The organism is Dyadobacter luteus, assembly GCF_003383615.1.
GTDB lineage: Bacteria > Bacteroidota > Bacteroidia > Cytophagales > Spirosomataceae > Dyadobacter > Dyadobacter luteus.
On sequence record NZ_QNUL01000004.1, the window covers coordinates 102403 to 122295 of the forward strand.

15 protein-coding genes are annotated in these 19893 nt (G+C 42.0%); 12 read left to right on the forward strand and 3 right to left on the reverse strand.

The window, feature by feature from the left end; all coding sequences use genetic code 11:
* The first annotated feature begins 14 nt into the window (after positions 1–14).
* The 8 genes from DSL64_RS07175 to DSL64_RS07210 all read left to right on the forward strand — a co-directional run bounded on the left by DSL64_RS07175 (position 15) and on the right by DSL64_RS07210 (position 12250).
* Entirely contained in the window at positions 15–3113 is a 3099-nt protein-coding gene (locus DSL64_RS07175; protein ID WP_115829995.1) for an efflux RND transporter permease subunit, read from the forward strand.
* 49 nt (positions 3114–3162) lie between these two features.
* Complete coding sequence (locus DSL64_RS07180; protein ID WP_115829996.1) at positions 3163–4491, forward strand: TolC family protein; 1329 nt, start codon at positions 3163–3165, stop codon at positions 4489–4491.
* Between the two features lie 267 nt (positions 4492–4758).
* The gene (locus DSL64_RS07185) at positions 4759–5916 is read left to right on the forward strand and encodes a glycosyltransferase family 4 protein (protein WP_115829997.1); all 1158 of its coding nucleotides are present in this window, start codon (positions 4759–4761) and stop codon (positions 5914–5916) included.
* Positions 5917–6903 carry an NAD-dependent epimerase/dehydratase family protein gene (locus tag DSL64_RS07190; RefSeq protein WP_115829998.1) on the forward strand — a complete coding sequence of 329 codons (987 nt, stop codon included), beginning with the start codon at positions 5917–5919 and terminating at the stop codon, positions 6901–6903.
* The gene (locus DSL64_RS07195) at positions 6896–8044 is read left to right on the forward strand and encodes an aminotransferase class I/II-fold pyridoxal phosphate-dependent enzyme (RefSeq protein ID WP_115829999.1); all 1149 of its coding nucleotides are present in this window, start codon (positions 6896–6898) and stop codon (positions 8042–8044) included. The genes DSL64_RS07190 and DSL64_RS07195 overlap by 8 nt, the downstream gene beginning before the upstream one ends.
* 23 nt (positions 8045–8067) lie before the next feature.
* On the forward strand, positions 8068–8817 hold the full coding sequence (locus DSL64_RS07200; protein WP_158547892.1) for a sugar phosphate nucleotidyltransferase: 750 nt from the start codon (positions 8068–8070) through the stop codon (positions 8815–8817).
* A 157-nt stretch (positions 8818–8974) separates the two neighbouring features.
* Entirely contained in the window at positions 8975–11368 is a 2394-nt protein-coding gene (locus tag DSL64_RS07205; RefSeq protein WP_115830001.1) for a TonB-dependent receptor, read from the forward strand.
* A gap of 48 nt (positions 11369–11416) precedes the next feature.
* Positions 11417–12250 carry a CvfB family protein gene (locus DSL64_RS07210; protein ID WP_115830002.1) on the forward strand — a complete coding sequence of 278 codons (834 nt, stop codon included), beginning with the start codon at positions 11417–11419 and terminating at the stop codon, positions 12248–12250.
* 75 nt (positions 12251–12325) lie between these two features.
* On the opposite strand, the gene DSL64_RS07215 is transcribed toward DSL64_RS07210, so the two are convergent.
* Complete coding sequence (locus tag DSL64_RS07215; RefSeq protein ID WP_115830003.1) at positions 12326–13648, reverse strand: amidohydrolase family protein; 1323 nt, start codon at positions 13646–13648, stop codon at positions 12326–12328.
* A gap of 53 nt (positions 13649–13701) precedes the next feature.
* Entirely contained in the window at positions 13702–16725 is a 3024-nt protein-coding gene (locus tag DSL64_RS07220; protein WP_115830004.1) for an amidohydrolase family protein, read from the reverse strand.
* Between the two features lie 172 nt (positions 16726–16897).
* On the opposite strand from DSL64_RS07220, the gene DSL64_RS07225 reads away from it, so the two are divergent.
* The 4 genes from DSL64_RS07225 (at position 16898) to DSL64_RS07240 (ending at position 19119) form a co-directional block, all read left to right on the forward strand.
* Positions 16898–17200, forward strand: coding sequence for a hypothetical protein (locus DSL64_RS07225; protein WP_115830005.1), 303 nt, complete (start codon positions 16898–16900; stop codon positions 17198–17200).
* Positions 17201–17302: 102 nt separating this feature from the next.
* Positions 17303–17932 (forward strand): hypothetical protein, encoded by a 630-nt coding sequence (locus DSL64_RS07230; RefSeq protein ID WP_115830006.1) that lies wholly within the window; start codon positions 17303–17305, stop codon positions 17930–17932.
* Positions 17929–18675: a DUF3307 domain-containing protein gene (locus DSL64_RS07235; RefSeq protein ID WP_115830007.1), complete on the forward strand. Its 747-nt coding sequence runs from the start codon at positions 17929–17931 to the stop codon at positions 18673–18675. The genes DSL64_RS07230 and DSL64_RS07235 overlap by 4 nt, the downstream gene beginning before the upstream one ends.
* A gap of 90 nt (positions 18676–18765) precedes the next feature.
* A complete protein-coding gene (locus DSL64_RS07240; RefSeq protein WP_115830008.1) occupies positions 18766–19119 on the forward strand; it encodes a DUF4890 domain-containing protein in 354 nt (117 codons plus the stop codon).
* 219 nt (positions 19120–19338) lie between these two features.
* Here DSL64_RS07240 and DSL64_RS07245 read toward each other — a convergent pair whose 3' ends face one another.
* On the reverse strand, positions 19339–19815 hold the full coding sequence (locus tag DSL64_RS07245; RefSeq protein WP_115830009.1) for a hypothetical protein: 477 nt from the start codon (positions 19813–19815) through the stop codon (positions 19339–19341).
* Positions 19816–19893 lie beyond the last annotated feature (78 nt).

A 19893-nucleotide genomic window follows, 5' to 3' on the forward strand; every position in this document is an offset into this window, starting at 1 on the left:
CTGAAACCAGCATTATGAATATTTCAGAATTATCATTGAAACGGCCTGTACTGGCTGTGGTTATGAACCTGCTCATCATCCTGTTTGGTGTAGTAGGCTATAACTTTCTTTCTCTGCGGGATTACCCCGCCATTGACCCTCCGGTTGTTAACGTGCGTACAAGCTACGTGGGAGCCAATGCGGATATCATCGAAAGCCAGATCACCGAACCTCTTGAAAAAAGTATCAACGGTATTCCCGGGATCAAAACGATCAGCTCTTCCAGCCAAGTTGGCACGAGCAATATCACGGTAGAATTTAACCTTGAAGCGGATCTCGAAGCCGCCGCCAATGACGTGCGTGATAAGGTAAGCCAGGCGCAGCGCAACTTGCCTCAGGATATTGATGCTCCTCCGGTTGTAAGCAAGGCAGATGCTAACAGTGATTTTATTCTTTTGCTTGCTGTACAAAGCCCGTCCAAAGGAATCCTTGAATTGAGTGAATATGCTGAAAACGTTTTACAGCAAAGCTTGCAGACAATTGATGGCGTAAGTGCGATCAACATATTCGGCCAGAAAAGATATGCGATGCGGATATGGCTGGACGCTGACAAGATGAATTCTTACAATGTATCCTTCAATGATATCAGTAGTACACTCAGTGCTGAAAACGTGGAGTTGCCTGCGGGCAAAATATACGGTGCGAATACCGAACTTACCATTCGCACGATGGGTCGTCTGACCACGGAGAAAGAATTTGCTGATCTGGTCATCAAAGACGACAGCACGGGAATTGTAAGACTTGGCAATGTGGCCAAAGTAGAACTGGGACCTGAAAATGAAGAACAAAGCTGGAAATACAACGGAGTACTTGCGGTTGGTCTGGCGGTAATTCCACAACCGGGAGCCAACTATGTAAACATTTCTGAGGAATTTAATAAACGTCTGGCGGAGATCCAGAAGTCGAACAAATCGGATATCACTTTTAGTGTATTAATTGATAATACCAGGCTTGTAAGGCAGTCGATTGAAGAGGTGGAAGAAACACTGATCATTTCATTTGGTCTGGTTGTAATTGTTATCCTGTTTTTCTTCCGAAGTATTCTCGTTGCAATTCGTCCTTTAATAGATATTCCAATATCTCTGGTAGCTACATTCTTTGTGATGTACATCTGTGGATTCTCCATCAACATTCTGACACTTCTTGGTATTGTACTGGCAACCGGCCTTGTGGTGGATGATGGGATTGTGGTTACTGAGAACATTTTCAGGAAACTTGAAAGTGGTTTGAATATCCGGCAGGCAGCTTTGGAGGGAAGTAAGGAGATTTTCTTCGCCGTTATTTCTACTTCATTGACATTGGCAGTTGTATTCCTTCCTGTGATTTTCCTTGAAGGATTTGTGGGTAGCCTTTTCCGTGAATTTGGTATTGTAGTAGCTTCTGCAGTGTTGATTTCCGCTTTTGTGTCTTTGACGATTACGCCGGTACTGAACGTAGTTTTAAACAGAAAAAACTCCGGACATGGATGGTTTTATAATAAAACGGAACCGTTCTTTACCGGAATGGAAGATGGATATAATCGTTTGTTGAAGGCTTTCATGGGCGTACGTTGGATGGCCTGGGTCGTTGTTTTGGCTTGTGGTGTTCTGATGTATTTTACATATACCAATCTGCAGAGTGAGCTGGCGCCGATGGAAGACCGCAACAGTATTCGTCTCAATATGACAGCTCCTGAGGGAACCAGCTTTGATCAGATGCAGCGTATCTCCAATGAAGTGGTGGATTACCTTAACGATTCTATTCCTGAAAAAGCTTTTACTTTTTCTTCAACGCCTGGCTTTGGCGGGTCAGGAGTGAACAGTGGGATGGGGCGTATCGGTCTTGTGCCTTCGGACCAGCGTATCCGTAGCCAGAATGATATTGCGATGGCGATTAACAAGAAATTACCTCAGTTCAACGATGCCCGGATTTTTGCAACCCAGGAACAGACGATTGCTGTAGGTTCAGGCTCCCGTGGTGGACTGCCCGTTCAGTTCGTTCTACAGAATCTTGATTTTGAAAAGCTTTCAGAAGTATTGCCTAAATTCCTTGAAGAAGCCCGTAAAGATCCTACGTTCCAGAACGTGGATGCCAACCTGAAATTCAATAAGCCTGAGGTTCGTCTTACAGTCGATCGTTTGAAAGCAAAAGACCTGGGACTATCCACTACTGATGTTGCTGCCACGATTCAATCAGCATTCAGTGGAAGACGCCTTGCGTATTTCATCATGAATGGTCAGCAGTATCAGGTGATCGGGCAAGTAGAGCGCACGGAACGTAGCCAGCCGGCAGATATTTCTAAATTATATGTGCGTAATAACAGGGGTGAGAGTATTCCGCTTACAGCTGTTGTACACATGGAAGAAGAAAGCGGTCCGCCAACAATTTATCACTATAACCGCTATAAAAGCGCGACTGTGTCGGCTTCACTGGTTGAAGGTAAAACGGTGGGAGATGGTGTCGTAGCCATGCAGGCTATTGGTGCCCGATTATTGGATGAGACGTTTCAATCTTCGTTAACCGGCCCTTCCCGCGATTTCCAAGAAAGCTCTTCGAATACAAGTTTTGCTTTCGGTCTTGCGCTTCTGCTGGTTTATCTGGTATTGGCAGGTCAGTTCGAGAGCTTTACGGATCCGTTCATCATCATGATTACAGTACCTCTTGCATTGGCGGGGGCACTGTTAAGTCTGTATATGTTTAATCTGACGATTAATATCTTCTCGCAAATCGGGATGATCATGCTGATCGGTCTGGTTACTAAAAATGGTATTTTGATTGTAGAGTTTGCTAATCAGAAGCGTGAACACGAGGGTATGCAGCGAATGGAGGCAGCGATCGAATCAGCCACACAGCGTCTTCGTCCTATTTTGATGACCAGTCTGGCTACGGCGTTTGGTGCGTTACCTATTGCGCTTAGTTTGGGGGCTGCAGCTACTAGCCGTGTTCCGCTAGGAGTAGTGATTGTAGGCGGGCTTACCTTCTCTTTGGTACTCACTCTTTTTGTAATTCCTGCGGTTTACACATTCATTTCTCCGAAGCATAATAAGAAATCGGAAGAGCAAAAAATGGAAGAAGAAATAGCAGTAATGAGCTAAGTATATTCCTGAACAAAATATTTATAAAAAATAACTATTGGTTTTATTCATGAACCCACGTGCAATTTTGAATGGTGTATCAAGTGTATTGATGACGTTAATTTTGGTATCATTAAAATCTTTCGGGCAGTCCGATGATAGTCTCCGGCTGACGCTGGATGAGGCGATAGCAACCGCGTTAAAAAACAGTTATGAAATTCAGATTGCCAAAAATAATGTGGAGGCCAATACACTTTTTAACCATTATGGAATTGCCGGTGGTCTGCCGGTGATCGCTGCGACGCTTTCGAATACAGAGCAGGTTACGGATGTAAATCAGAAACTGAATACGGGGGTTGAGATCAGCAGAAAAGGGGCTGTGGGTAATAATACACAGGCAGGAGTATCTGCCGGAATTCTTCTTTACAATGGGAATCGGGTAGTTGCTACCAAGAAACGTCTTGCAGAGTTGCAGTACCAAAGTACAGAGTTGCTTAATTCTCAGATTCAGAATACGATTGCAGCTGTACAGACCAGCTATTATGATGTCGTTCGCCAATTGAGTTATGTCAATACGCTCAGAACTTCTATTGCCGCCTCTCAGCAGCGTCTGGATATTCTGAAAGTAAGGAAGGAAGCCGGTATGGCCAATAATGCCGATATTTTTCAGGCTCAGATTGATCTAAATACACTTGGGCAAACGTTGCAGGACCAGCAGATGATCGCAGAGGTGGCTAAAACAGAACTACTGAGGCTGCTGACCCTTGATGCCAAAACACAGGTATCGATCAGCGATACGATTACAGTAGATCAGAATATGGCAGTAGATGCGGTTCTGGATCGGCTAAGCGTAAATGCAGATGTTAAAGCTGCGGATCATCAGGTGAGGATCAATCAACTGATTGTGAAAGAGACAGCTGCTCAACGTTATCCAACCATCCGCCTCAACACAGCGTACAATTATTCACGTAACCAGAGTGGTGCCGGATTTACGCTCTTGAACCAGACAAACGGCCCGAATGCCGGTATCAGCATAGCCGTTCCGATTTACAATGGCGGTATTTTTAAACGTCAGCAAAAAGTAGCAGAGATCAATACTACAAATGCTCAGATTCAAAGGAATGTGGTAGTAAGAGATTATGCTGCGGGAGCTGTGAAAATGTTTCAAACTTATAAAAGCTCTCTCGAACAACTCGAAATTCAAAAACAGAGCTATGAGCTAAGTAAGCAACTTCTTGATCTGACACTACAGCGCTTCAAGTTAATCCAGGCTACGATCATAGATGTGCGTGAAGCACAAAGAAGTTTCGAAGACGCAGGTTACCGAATGATCAACATCAATTACGCCGCAAAAGCCGCTGAAATTGAATTGAAAAGATTGAGTAATACGCTGGAATAGTTTGCTGATTATGTTATTTATTTCTGGGCTGCTTGTTTGAAGAATGGATTGAAAATGTAAAATTGAAATATTCTGGTAATGTTATAATAATTGCAATTTGTGCATTAATTAATGAATATTTATTTACATTGCGGTTACAATTTTGCCCTCTTAACATTTAAGTTTAGTTTACCCATTCTACAACTTACCATTATAGGCTACTAATGAGTAAGTTGTAAATTTGTAAATATTGATGGTAGAATTTATACAAATCCTACTATCGAGTTTATGAAAATTTTAGCTATACACAACATTCTTTGGTCACACTATAAGGCCAGAATTTTTTGTGGTATTCATGAAAGCTTATCTGCAAAAAATGTACAGTTTTTTGTTCTGCAACTCGCCTATAGCGAACGGAGCCGCCTGGCACTTAAGACCGATCTAAGTGTACACAAGTATCCCTACAAAGTTTTATTCCCCGAAAAGGCTATTGAAGACATAGGCCTTGTTAAAAAAGTATTCAGAGTACTGGCACATGTCAGAGCATTTAAGCCGGATGTAATTTATCTGAATGGATATTACGATCTGGCTTATTGGTTTGTTCTTGTATACTGTAAGTTGAACAATGTTAAACTGGTTCTGGATTTTGAAAGTAATGAAATTAGCCGGCAGCGAATTCCCTGGAAGGAGTATCTGAAAAAGAAGTTTTTAAGTAATTGTGATGGTTTGGTATGCCTTGGGACGAAGGCTGCGGAGTATGCTCTTAAACTAGGCGTTGGACGGGATAAGATATTAAGTATCAGGAATGTTGGGGTTGATAATGATGCATTGCTCTCGATATACCAGACGGAGTATCTGCTACGCAATGAAAGAAAGAAGGAAATGGGACTTCCGGAATTTAACTTCGTTTATGCAGGTCGTTTTGTTGAGCGAAAAAATCTTGATAAACTAATCAAAGCATTTAATGAAGCTCAAAAAATAAGCGGGAATGGTCAAAGCTGGGGACTAATTTTGAGTGGAGAAGGTGGATATAAACCCAAATTGGTCAACCTGATTTCCGACCTGAAAAATAACTCTGTAATTTTTATGGATCCATGTGAATGGTATGAAGTTCCTATCAGGTATACCCTCGGTGATGTTGCCGTGTTACCAAGTTTATTTGAACCTTTTGGATTTGTTACTAACGAAGCATTGGTTTATTCAATGCCAGTTCTGGTATCAGATCGTTGTGGAAGTGCAGCGGATTTAGTGATTGATAATCACAATGGATTTCAGTTTAATCCGTACGATGAAAAAGATCTTCTGGAAAAGGTAATTTTAATGATGAACCATACAGAAAAATTTAATGAGTGGGGGAAAAATGGTAGTAAAATTATAGCTGAATGGTCTCCTGATATAATAGTAAATGAACTAGTTAAGTCCTTTTTTAAAGTAACCGGAAAGTAAATGGAGAATTTGTATAATAAAAAAGTTTTAGTTACTGGAGGTGCCGGATATATAGGCTCCGAATTGGTAAAGAATTTATTAGCAGATGGATTCAAAGTTGTTGTCCTGGATAATCTCACATTCGGGGGAGAGTCAATGCTGAGTTTTTGGGGTGACGCTAACTTTGAATTTATTAAAGGGGATCTCCTGAACGATGATGATATTCGGACTGCCCTTAATGGTGTAAGTTTTGTTTGTCATCTTGCAGCGATAGTCGGAGAACCTCCTTGTAAGAAGTTCCCTGAGCTTGCTCTGAAAGTAAATTGGGATGCTTCGGTTCGTTTGTATGAACTTTGTGAAGAGGCTGGTATTGAGAAGTTTGTTTTTGCTTCGACATGCAGTAATTATGGTATTATGGCCGATTCGTCTAAGCTGTTAGATGAAAAGGATGAGCTACGGCCAATTTCTCTATATTCGGAAACAAAGGTAAACTTTGAAAAATACCTTTTAAGCCAGGAGAATAATGATATCACCCGTGTTATTTTGCGTTTCTCAACAGTTTATGGAGTTTCTCCGCGGCTCAGATTTGATCTTACAGTAAATGAGTTTACACGTGACGCCGCTTCTTCTAAGCCATTGGTGATTTATGGGGAAAATTTTTGGAGACCATATTGCCATGTAGCAGATCTTGCGAATTCTGTCAAACTCGCGCTTATTACAGATAAACTGGTGACCAACAATCAGGCCTTCAATGTCGGAGATTCTACGCAAAACTACACCAAAAAGATGTTGATGGAAGAAATAGCAAAGGTGGTACCAACATTAGAAGTGAGTTATCATCAAGTAGTATCCGATCCAAGAGATTATAAGGTCAATTTCGATAAGATAAGAGATGTAATGGGTTTTAAAATATCCAAAACTGTTCCGGAAGGCATAGTAGAAATTGCTGACCTGGTGCGAAATAAAGTTATTACCCAACCTTTTAGCTCTAAGTATACTAATGTCTGATTCTGAAAGCTCAATACCTTTGTGTGAGCCATTTCTTAATGGAAATGAGATCAAATACAGCGGGCAGGCTATAGCCTCTAACTGGTTGTCAGGGGGCGAATTTTTGAATTTGTTCGAACAACAACTGGCAGATTTTACAAATTCCCGATTTGCGATTGGGGTAAGTAGCGGTACATCTGCTCTTCATATTGCTTTGATCATTGCGGGTGTGGAGGAAGGCGATCTGGTTCTTGTTCCTGACCTGACTTTTGTGGCAACGGCAAATGCGGTAAAGTTCTTGAAAGCGGACCCGATTTTGATCGACGTTAAGTCTGATTCGTGGGTATTGGATCTGGATCTACTTAACGAATTTCTGGAAAGTGAGACGTATCTGGAGAATGGTTACTGTTATCATAAAAAAACGAGACGTAGGATCAGAGCTGTAGTTCCCGTCCATCTGCTTGGAAATATGTGTGACATGGAGCGACTTCTTTCTATTGGAGAACTGTACCACCTTGCAGTGATTGAGGATGCGGCTTGTTCTCTTGGGTCGGTTCAAAATGGGCGACACTCCGGCACATTTGGTATAATGGGCACGATTAGTTTTAATAGTAATAAAATAATTACAACAGGAGGAGGAGGGGCAGTACTTACAGATGATGAGCAAATTGCAAAAAAAGTGCGCTTTTTAATAACACAGGCTAAAAGCCCTGGTATTGAATATCACCATTCTGATTTGGGGTATAATTATAGGTTGGTAAATCCTCTGGCCGCAATAGGTGCTGCTCAGATGGAGCAATTGGAGAGATTTATTGCAGTTAAGAAGAAGGTTTATAATTTCTATTGCAATGAACTTGATTTACAGGCAGATCAAATTCAGAGAATTGAAGCCGGTACAGATTCGAATCACTGGCATTTTGTGACGTTGGTAAGGAATAGCCGCGAGCTGATCAGGTTTTTAGGAAATAACAGAGTTGAATCCAGACCAGTATGGTTACCAATTCACGAGTTACCGATATTTTCCAAGGACATATACATTTCGCAGAATAATAATTCTAAAATTATTTCTGACAGAGGCGTGATGCTGCCATGCTCCACCTCTATCACAGATGGGCAATTAGAAAAAGTAGGCTCTCTTGTGCGTGAGTTTAATCGCCGATGATTGCCTTAAATTGTTTGAAATCTATGACACCACACTCATCTAACGATAATATTAATGTTGTAATCATGGCTGGGGGCAAGGGATCCAGGCTGAAAAGTCTGACTGAGAATAGACCCAAAGCATTGGTTGAAGTGCAAGGGAAGCCTGTGATAGTACATCTATTGGAGCACCTTATAGCATCCGGGTTTAAATCAGCCCACATTTCTGTGGGATATCTGGCCGATCAGATTATCAACGAGCTTAAATGTGGTTCTCAATTTGGTGCTCAGCTGGATTATATCAGGGAAGATAGGCCGAGTGGAAGTATAGGGGCATTGGTTTTGAGGCAAGATTGGGAAAAAGGTACTTTTCTGATAATCAACGGAGATGTATTCAGCAACTTCAAAATAGATAGATTACTTTCAGCATTTGTTAAACAAGATGCAGATTTACTAATACTTACTACTTCTGAGACCGTAAAGTTACCATGGGGAGTAATCGTGGCTGACCAGAACGGGAAAGTGGTTCGCTTGGAAGAAAAGCCTGATTTGAGGTTCTTGATTAGCAGTGGAGTGTATCTGTTTAATAAAAAAGTATATGATCTTATTTCCAGGGACTCACCGATGGAGGGCTGGGAGCTTGTTCAAACAGCGCTCGCAAAAGGGCTTAATGTTGTGTCGATACCCTTGCAGGAAGGTGAGTATTGGGTAGACGTGGGTACTTTTGAGTCATTGGAGAAGGCACGAAATCTCACACTTTCCTCTGATAAAGCCCAGATTTTGGAAGAATCCTGACCATGTCTGTATATACTTTGTTGGATCATATATTATATTATTTTTAAAGTTTCTTTGAATTTCATTAAACCTTACCGGCACTTTCCTGTCCAAACGACTTAATTTCTGATGTATTCCAATCTCAATGTGAATGGAATGCGCAAAAAATTGATTCGTTATGAAAATCCTTTTGCTACCCCTGACCTTCGTTATCCTGTCATTTTCTAAGTTGTATGCACAACAGGATGCCATTATCTCCGGAAAATTACTGGACGCCGATAAAAATCCTGTCCTGTTTGCCAACGTAGCCTTATTTAAAAGTGCCGACTCTACGTTAGCAGGTGGCCTGGCATCTGACGAAAATGGTGTTTTTAAGATACCTGCCAAGCCCGGTAATTATTATCTGAGAATCTCCTATCTCGCTATGGCCGAGAAAATTGTCCCCAATGTTAAGGTCGTATCCGGCAATGTGGATCTGGGGACTATTTCTCTTAAAGCTGATGCAAAAGTGCTGGACGAGCTCGTTGTAAAAGGCGAGAAAAGCCAGATGGAGCTACAACTGGATAAAAGGGTTTTTAATATCGGAAAAGATCTTAGTAATATAGGCGGAAGTGCTTCGGATGTCCTTAACAATATGCCGTCTGTGACCGTAGATGTAGATGGGAACGTGGCTCTTCGGGGAAGCGGTAACGTACGGATTTTGATTGATGGAAAGCAGTCCGGAATGGTGGGGATGAATCCTGTGGAAGCTCTCAAACAGATACCAAGTGATTTGATCGAAAGTATTGAAATTATCACCAATCCTTCGTCACGATATGATGCGGAAGGAGAAGTGGGTATTCTCAATATTGTAATGAAAAAAAATATCCGGTATGGTCTCAACGGATCATTTACCGGGACCGCGGGCTATCCTGCTAATCTTGGAGGTTCGTTTAATATTAATTATCGCAAGGAGAAAATCAACCTGATTGCCAGTTATGGGCACCTTTATCGGGAGGGCCCCGGACGTGGCAGCTCCCGGCAGGAATATACAAGTGCGGATACAAGCTTTGTGTACGAGCAAAAAACAGACAGAACACGTGGAGGATATTCCAATAACTTCACGGTAGGAATGGATTACTTTTTTAACAAGCACAATACGCTCACAGGTACACTTTCCTACCGTAATTCTCAAAATTCCAATAGCTCCAGACTGGAATACAAAGATTTTGATTTCAATAATAATCTGACAAGAACTGTTGTAAGAACAGAAGAAGAAAACGAGCCAAGAACCAATGTTGAAGCTGCACTGAGCTACAGAAAGACTTTTGATAAAAAGGGGCAGAGCCTTAGCTTTGATGCCAAATATATTATCAGTGATGAAACCGAGGCATCAAGATATAATGAGGGAAGTATAGGAGAAGGAAATAGTCTTGTGCAACGCTCATTCAATACAGAAGATGAGAAAAACTGGCTGTTTCAGCTTGATTACATCCATCCTTTCGCGAAAAACGGTAAGTTGGAAGCAGGTTTGAAGAGCAGTACAAGGTTGCTGGATAATGACTTTTCGGTACATCAGCAAAATGCACAGATGAACTGGATTATTCTTCCGGATTTCGATAACAGGCTGGCTTACGATGAGAAAATTCATGCCGCCTATCTGATGGCAAGTAATCAGTTTGGGAAATTCTTTGTCCAGGGTGGTTTACGTGGGGAATATTCAGATATTTTGACAGAGCTGAAAAAGACCAATGAGGTCAATCACCGCAAATACTTCAATCTTTTTCCAAGTCTTCATTTATCCTATAAATTGGAAGATGCCCAGACCCTGCAACTTAGCTATAGTTACAGGCTAAGCCGTCCTGGTTTTCGGGACTTGCTACCGTTCTCTAGTTTTAGCGATTCAAGAGTTTTCCGCTCCGGAAATCCGTTGCTCAACCCGGAATTTACACACTCTCTGGAGGCGGGTCATTTGCTGAATATGGAAAAAGGATCGCTGCTGTCAAGTGTTTATTATCGCCGTCGGCTCGGGGTTGTTGAAAATATTACAACTGTTGACTCCACTGGATTTACCCGTATTATGCCGGTCAATCTTTCCACCGGAAATGCCTACGGTATGGAATTTAATCTTACCTATGACCCATTTAACTGGTGGAAGTGGACTGCTAATGCCAACCTTTTCAGAGCTGTGAATGAAGGGGTTTATGCTGACAGGGTATTGCGTAGTGATACGTACACATGGACAGGCCGGATTTCATCCAGAGTTACTCTGTTTAAAAATATCGATTTTCAGTCATCATTTAATTACCGTGCTCCCCGCAAGACAACCCAGGGAAGAGACCTATCTCAATATTTTATCGATCTTGGTTTATCAAGGGATATTCTGAAAGGCAGAGGGACAATAACAGCTAGTGTAAGGGATTTGATGAATTCAAGAATGCAGAGACGTATCGTTGAAAACGAGGGCTACTATTCCAAATCTGAATTTCAGTGGCGTGCAAGGCAGTTCATTGTAACTTTTTCGTACCGTTTGAACCGCTCTAAAGAGAAAGAACGCGGAGAGAACAGAGATGACATGGGGGATGAACAATGATTCTAACCGCTAAACTGCTACCTTTGCAGCTTAACATAGGAAAAGGAAATGCTTTTTATAGGAAAATATAATCTTCTCACAATTGAGAGGGTGACAAGTGTCGGAATGTTTTTAAGTGAGGTCGAAGGCGAAGAAGTGCTTTTGCCGAACCAGTACCTGACCGACGAAATGCAGGTGGGGGACACGATCCGGGTTTTCGTTTATCTGGATTCTGAAGACAGACCAGTGGCAACTACAGAAACACCTAAAATTATTCGTAACGAATTTGCTTTCCTGGAAGTGAAAGACATTTCTGAATATGGTGCTTTTATGGATTGGGGGCTGATTAAAGATCTTTTTGTTCCTTTCCGCGAGCAAAGCGTTCCTATGAAATTGGGTGAATGGCATGTGGTATTCCTGTATCTGGACAATAAGTCTTCACGCTTGATCGCCTCGACAAAAATTGACCGTTTTCTGGAAAATGAAAGACTGACGGTTCAGGAGGGGGATGAAGTGGATTTACTCGTATGGCAGAAAACAGATTTAGGCTACAATGCTATTGTAAACCAATATCACAAAGGATTGATCTATCACAACGAAGTATTCAGAGATCTGAAACCAGGAGATTCTCTCAAAGGTTATGTAAAAAAGATTCGTCCTGAAAATAAGCTGGACATCAGCTTACAAAAAGCAGGGGGGGAGCATATTGAACCGAGTGCGCAGCAGATTTTGTCTGAGCTGAAAAGGGCCGGTGGTTTTCTGAATTTGTCTGATACAAGTTCACCTGAGGATATTTACAGAGTTTTCCAGATCAGTAAAAAAGTATTTAAGAAGGCAATTGGAGGACTTTACAAGCAAGGTATTGTCCGCATCGCAGATGAGGGGATTTACCTTATCAAATAGATTTTAGTAAGTTGTAAAAAGGCGCGTCCCGACAGATACTCTCTGCCGGGACGCGCCTTTTTTACTTCAATGGCTTTATTTTTTGCCATATTTATCTTTATACTTTTCGTAAAGACGTTTTTGCTTATCGTCAAGATTAACCTTTCCACCTTTGATGAAAACCATCTCCACGTCATTGCCACGCATATCCAGGATATCGCCCTGAGATACAAGGAAAGAAGCATGTTTACCTTTTTCGAGCGTACCTATTTGCTTGTCGGCGCCGATGATTTCAGCTGCGTTGCGGGTAATAAACTGTAGCGCTTCTTCGCTGCTTATGTTTCCGAATCCTGAAGAAGTACCTGCCAGAAATGCCAGGTTCCGTGTTCTCCACCATTCGTCTGCATAGGTTACAGCGACTTTTACACCTGCTTTATGAAGCAAACCTGGTAGTTCGTAAGGCAGATATACATTTTCATCCACACGGCCCGGCAGTCTGTGTGTTGGATTAAGTACTACCGGAATCTGATTTTCTTTCAAAAATGCAGCTACCTTGTAAGACTCATCTCCACCAACGATCACGATTTTTTGTACACCTGCAGCCTTGGCGAATTTAACCGACTCAACAATGTCTTTCGCATAATCAGCACGGATGTACAGATTAGCAGAGCCATTGAACAAAGGTTTCATAGCTGCCAGGCGAAGATTTATAGGTGAAGGATCTTTCAGGTCAGCATACGCTTTTGCATCAGCGAATACACCACTGAATTTGTCGATCACTTCCTGGCGCTTCTCGTTGCGTTTCATGGTTACAGAGAAATCTTCAAAGTTGAAGCTTCTTGCCAGAAATGAAGGCCAGTTGATCCAGATACCATCATCTTTTTTCAGCACAGCATCTTCCCAATTCCATCCATCTGTATAAAAAACAGAAGATGAGCCTGAAACAATACCTCCCTGTGGAACAGCCTGAGAGAGCAAAATTCCATTGCCTCTCAGCGTTGGAATCACTTCTGAATCTGTATTATAGGCTACAAGAGATCTGATATGTGGATTTATCTCACCTATTTCATTGAAATCCAGCGTGGCGCGTACCGATGCAATCTCCTGAATACCAACTGTAGTGTTGAGTGAAATGATACCGGGGAAAATGTGCTTTCCTTTAACATCAATTACCTCCGCACCTGAAGTATTTCCCGAACCTGCAGGTCCTACCTGTGTAATGATCCCTTTGTCAAAAGCGATCACACCATTTTCGATCACCTGTCCGTTGCCGGTGTGGATCGTCGCGCCGGTCAGTACGATCGGTTTGGTCTGTGGTGCTGCCGGAGCCGGGTTCTGAGCATGGGCAAAATGTGCTGTTACAGCCACCATTGCCGCCAAAACCGCCCGGTTGAATATATTGTTTTTCTTTTTTGTCATTGTTTTGAAATTAACGGGAAGATTTTTTGAAAAACCTGTTCCTGATCCATTGCTTATTTTTCCTCTGCATGTTCAGCATGAACTCCTACGATATCCTCGCAATGCCACATTCTTGGTTGTGCTCCCTGCGGGCGTTGTGTAGGTTTGCCTTCTGCCTTATCACTGAGCATTTTCTGAATCAGTCTTTCGCGCTCTACAGCCATTGTTTTCTGCTTATCTTCATCCTTTTTGCGATCAAAGTAAACTGTACCTTCGATCATTGTAAATTCAGGACGTGCATAAACCGAAAGCGGATTCGCATTCCATAAAACAAGGTCGGCGTCTTTTCCAGCTTTCACACTTCCCAGTTTGTCGTCTACACGAAGCAATTTTGCAGGGTTAAGTGTTACCATTTTCCATGCATCTTCTTCAGGGACACCTCCGTAAGTGACGGTTTTAGCTGCTTCCTGGTTTAATCTGCGCGCCATTTCAGCATCATCCGAGTTGATGGCAACCGTTACGCCTTCATGGTACATCAGCGCAGCATTGTAAGGAATGGCTTCTTTCACCTCCATTTTATATGCCCACCAGTCGGCAAAGGTTGATCCGCCGATACCTCTTTCCTGCATTTTGTCAGCCAGCTTGTAACCTTCCAGAATGTGGGTAAATGTGTTGATCTTAAATTTCAAAGAATCTGCAACGCTCATCAGCATATTGATCTCCGACTGTACATAAGAGTGGCAGGTAATGAATCTTTCACTGGCAAGAATTTCAGCCAATGCATCCAGTTCCAGGTCTCTTCTTGGTGCTGTGCCAGTTTTTTTAGCGTTGAAAGTTTTCCAGTTTTGCGCGTATTCTTTTGCTCTGATAAAATGATCATAGAATACCTGCTCCACACCCATTCGGGTTTGCGGGAAACGTACGCGTGCCACGTCACCCCAGTTGGATTGTTTTACGTTTTCTCCAAGTGCAAATTTGATCGTTTTTGCCTGAGGAATCAGCATTTCTGACTGGTTAGCTCCCCATTTCAATTTGATCAATGCGCTTTGTCCTCCAATTGAGTTGGCAGATCCGTGAAGCAGATGGGAAGTGGTAACACCACCAGCAAGCTGACGGTAAATATTGACGTCATCAGGGTTGATCACATCACTCATTCTTACCTCCGCAGAGCTGGTTTGTCCGCCTTCATTGATGGTAAACAATGCGATATGTGAGTGTTCGTCAATGATACCAGTTGTAAGGTGTTTGCCTGTACCGTCTACTGTTTTAGCGCCTGATGGTGCCGAAAGCGATTTGCCGATTTTAGCGATTTTACCGTTTTGTACCAATACGTCGGTGCCTTGCAGGATACCTTCTTTTTCGTTGGTCCAAACCGTTGCATTTTTGATCAGTACAGTTTCAGCTTTTGGAAGCTCCTCGTTTCCGAATCCGGTGAACGGATAGACGATTTTGCCTGTTTCTGCCAGTTTTTTAGCAGCGGAATCTTTAGGTGCTGTTGCGGTATATTTTTCAGAAAGTGATGCTGACCAGGGAACTACGTTTCCATTAGGAAGCACGCCCTCACCGGTAAGACCTTTCCCTGTAAACCAGCCTGTCAGACGAACATTTTCCTGACGTTTCTTATCAGGCTGATAAGTGATTGTCAGCAGTTCATTTGTCAATACAGCTTTAAGAGTAATTTTTACAGTATCCTGAAGAATCACCTTATACTCTGGTTTTTCTACAGTTCCTGAGATCTGGATTTTACCAGTCGGCTGATTGTTGATAGACAAAGCGTAAGTTCCGCGAATATCTGTAGCATTCAGAGGAGCAACAATGAATTTTTTGCCTTGTACCCAGTTTTCATAGATGATATTATCCTTGCTGAAAAGATCGGTTGACGTAATCAGGAAGTTAGCAAGTAATCCGGCTTTCAGACTTCCTACCTGTCCTTCAGCTTTGATTAAACTTGCAGGAACGCTGGTCAATGCTTCCAGTGCTTTCTCCTTTGGCAATCCATATTCAATGGCTGTTCTCAGGTTTTTCCAGAAATCACCTTTGTTTTTGATGCCTGCTATCGTGAAAGCAAATGGTATGGAAGCCTTAGCTACTTCTGAAGCATTTTTAGGTGCAAGTTCCCAATGCTTAAGTTGCGTGATACTTACCAGATCGGCATCCCATGGATCAGCTACGTCATAAGCTTCGGGGAATTGCAAAGGCAGAATCAATGGCGCTTTTGTTGCTTTGATTTCATCCAGTCGCTGGTATTCATCTCCGCCACCGCGAATAATATATTGTATTCCGAATTCGTCACCGATTTTGTCGGCACGAAGTACACTATACTTATCATTCGTTTCAAAAATCGATGGCAAGCCTTTCAGGCTATTGAATGCATCAAGCGAAAGATTTTTTTCTTGTGTTTTTCCGCTTTTGCCATACCAGTCTGCATCATAATAATTCTGACGAAGCAAAGCCACAATGCCCATTCCTGAAGAAGGATATGTCTGCGTTGAGGTTCCTTTGCTGAAAGAGAAGTGCGAAGATGCTTTTCCATTAATGATTGCCTTGTTGGCGGATTCATCTGTGAGCGTCAGAAGTGCGCCGCTTCCTCTTACGATACCGTCGTGGGAGTGACTCAGTACAGTACCAAACCCGATTTTACGAAGGTCTTCTGCTTTTCTTGCATCCGGTGTGAAAAGAGTAGCAGCCTCGTTTTCAGGTTGAATGGCCTGATTCCAGCCAAAGGCTCCTTTTTTATTTGATTCCAGCTGCGGAGTAGCTCTGCCGCCGCCTGCTCTGCGTTCGGTTTTTACATCTGGCATACCGTAATCTGAATCAAGATCAATCAGAGAAGGATAGATGTACTTGCCTTTCAGGTCAATAACAACGGTTCCGGAAGGGATTTTTACTTGTTTGTTTACTTCTTTGATCAGCCCGTTTTCAATGAGAAGTGTTCCATTTTGGATTGTAGTTTTTGAGTCTACTACAATGTTGGCGTTGGTGAATGCGTAACGGCCGGAGCGCTCATCGTAAGCTCCGTTTCTTGGGAAAGTTTCCTGCCCGTAAGACAGTACACTTACTGTTAGAAAAGCCATTACCGTTGATAGTCGTCTTATCATATGGTGTTGGTTTATAAATATAATCAGTGTTACAATATACAATGAAAAATATAAAGAATCCGTGTTGATGCAGCCATTCGGGAGAACATACAATTGCCCCGTGGAATTTTTATGTATCTTGGTTTTTTTGCATCTTGTGCAGCTTCTTTTAACTGTATTATTTGATTTAATGATGACTTTCGAACAATTTACTCAATCCCTTTCTTTGGATACACTGCCGGCGGAGCTGCCGGTTTTGCTTCAGGCTTTATGGTATGATGGAAAGGGCGATTGGGAAGCAGCTCATAATATTGCACAAAGCCGTGAAGGCACAAGGGGGTATGATCGTTTGCATGCATATCTTCATCGGGTGGAAGGGGATGAGTGGAATGCTGGTTATTGGTACCGTCGTGCGGGAGCAAAAGTTTTCAGAGGCTCATTAAAAGAGGAGTGGACTGAACTGGTTCACGAGTTGTTGGCAGGTAAAGAATTATAAGTTATTAAGCTTATTTGATTTTTATATAAGTCTTTTTGCTTATATGTATCAATTATAAGGTTTTTATCTTATATTTATCCGCAAGATATAAACCTGTTGAACATGATTGCAGTTGTTATTGCCGATATGGTGAATTCCACCAGGTTTCCGCGACCTGATGTGATCAGATGGCTATATGACCTGGTGGCAGATCTAAGCTTACATCCTGGTTTTAACTGGATTCTGCCGCCTGAAATTTACAGAGGGGACAGCTTTCAGGCTGTATTGCAGTCGCCGGCAGATGCTTTGGAAATGGCTATACTGGCCAGGGCACTTTTTCGCAAAAATCATAAAAATACGGATTTGCGAATTGCAATCGGTATCGGGGATGGGGAAGAAATGACAACACGCGCGGGTACTTCGGATGGTGAAGCCTTCCGTTTGTCGGGGCATTTGGCGGATCATATCCGGGAGCATAAGGCCAGAATTGGCATCGCCCTTCCGGTATCGTCCGTTGTTCTTGATGCAACACTGAATTTACTGGAAGCAATTATTGAGGACTGGACTGTAGCGCAAAGTGAGGTAGTTGCAGCCATCCTTCGGACAGGAAATGTAACCGAAATTGCAGGGCAGTTGTCTATAAGTCAATCGGCTGTAAGTCAAAGGCTTTCATCTGCAAAATGGTGGGCGGTAAAAAGCGTACTTGAAGCATTCCCGGAGCAAATAGATTTATATCTTAAAGAAGAACAATGAAAGAATTCCTGCTGTTACTGTTGGCCCATATATTATCTGACTTTTACTGGCAACCTACAAAATGGGTACAGGACAAAAGAGACAGGTCATTTCGGTCGCCGTACCTATATATGCATGCAGGAGTTGTAACAATCTCTTCGTATGTATTTTTAGGTCATTGGTCCAATCCGCTGCCAGCTTTGGTAGTTGGTGTGATACATACCATTGTTGATATTGCTAAAATTGAATTAGATAAGAAAGGGTCTGCAGTCGGGTTTGTGGTTGATCAAATTGCTCATATTCTTACAATTGCTTTGGTAGCAGTTTTACTCACCAGTACATTCACAGTAAGTTCAGATTTATTTGGAGCATGGCTGTACTCACCCAAAGTACTGGCGCAATTGTCAGGAGCTTTGTTGTGTCTGAGTCCGGTCTCCTTTCTGGTTGGAATTCTGACCAAACCATGGAGGGACGAACTGAGTATATTGATGCCAGATGCAAACGATAATCTGGCAAATGCAGGCCGATGGATCGGAATTACTGAACGGCTGCTGATATTCATTTTTGTAATCGTTGGTCAATTTTCGGCAATTGGTTTTCTGATTGCAGCCAAATCTTTACTGCGTTACAATGACAAAAATGCAAGTGGCGATATCCCGCCAGCATACATCAGCAAGAAATCCGAATACGTACTGGTCGGAACACTAATGAGTTATACCTGTGCTATTGTCATTGCTATGGCTGCCAAAATGTTTTATTCATAGTTTAATTTTAAGATAACTTAATAATCATTTGCTGCCATTAAACCTTCGTATTTATTTCAGCTCTAAGCACAGTACCTAAATTTTAGAACCATGAAGAAAGTATTGATTGCAACTGTTTTAACTTTTGCTGGATTAACCTCCTACGCGCAGCGCCCTAATGACAACAGGACACCAGAGCAGCGGGCAGAAGCGCAAACGAAATCATTGACAGAAAGTCTTAAGCTTAATGATGATCAGCAAAAGCAGATTTATACGCTTAATCTGGAAAGGGTGAAGCAAATGACTGAGATGAGGGAGAGCGGTACACCGGATAGGGAGAAAATGAGAGCATCCATGGAAGCCTATAATACGGCGGTAAATAAAGTACTCACTCCGGAACAGCAGGAAGTTTACAAAAAGGAAATGGAACAAAGAAGATCAGGCGAACGACGTCGCAACGATTAGCACGAAGTCGCAGGATAAAACCTGCCTGATTCAAAGAAGATAAAAGAGCAAGTAAAATGTTACCAGTAACATTTTACTTGCTCTTTTCAATTAGTAACTGACTGTATCGTGGGAATGATAATATCCTGAATTCTGAAATAGATTCAGAGCATTATTCACGAAGATATCGTCTCTAAAAGGAATCAGGGAAATGCGACTAATTCACAGTTCCCGTCATTATTATTGCTCAGTAGCAACAACTGCCTTTTTACGGCCACGTGGCTTTCCTGTATATTCCGGTTTTGGAGCAGAGCTGATCAAAGTAAGCTCGAAGCCGTTCACACCTTCTTCGTAAGTAAACGAATCTATACTAAAAGTATATTTAGTGTTATCGAAATCAATACCACCTTTCTTTAAAATAAATGCCAATGGAATAACATAACCTCTTCCCGCTTTTTCAAAAGCAAAGGTGTCATTTTGTTCTTCAGATGGAAGAAGATAAAGAGATTTCAATTTTCTTTTTCCTTCCTGAGTACCAATTTTGAAATGAGCAGATTCTGCAGTTATTTCAAGTTCAGCAAGAGATGCAGTTGGAAATACCAACTTACCGGCAGCCGAAATGTAACCTGTTGGAGCTTCTTTCGATTTAGCTTTTGACTTAGCAACTTCAGGAGCATTTTCCTGAGGAGTGAAAAACTTGATGGTTTTACTTTTCATTTTTTAAGATAGTTCTATGTGGATCATTTGATGCAAATTTAGCCACTATTTTTAAGTTTATTATTTATTAGTCAATTT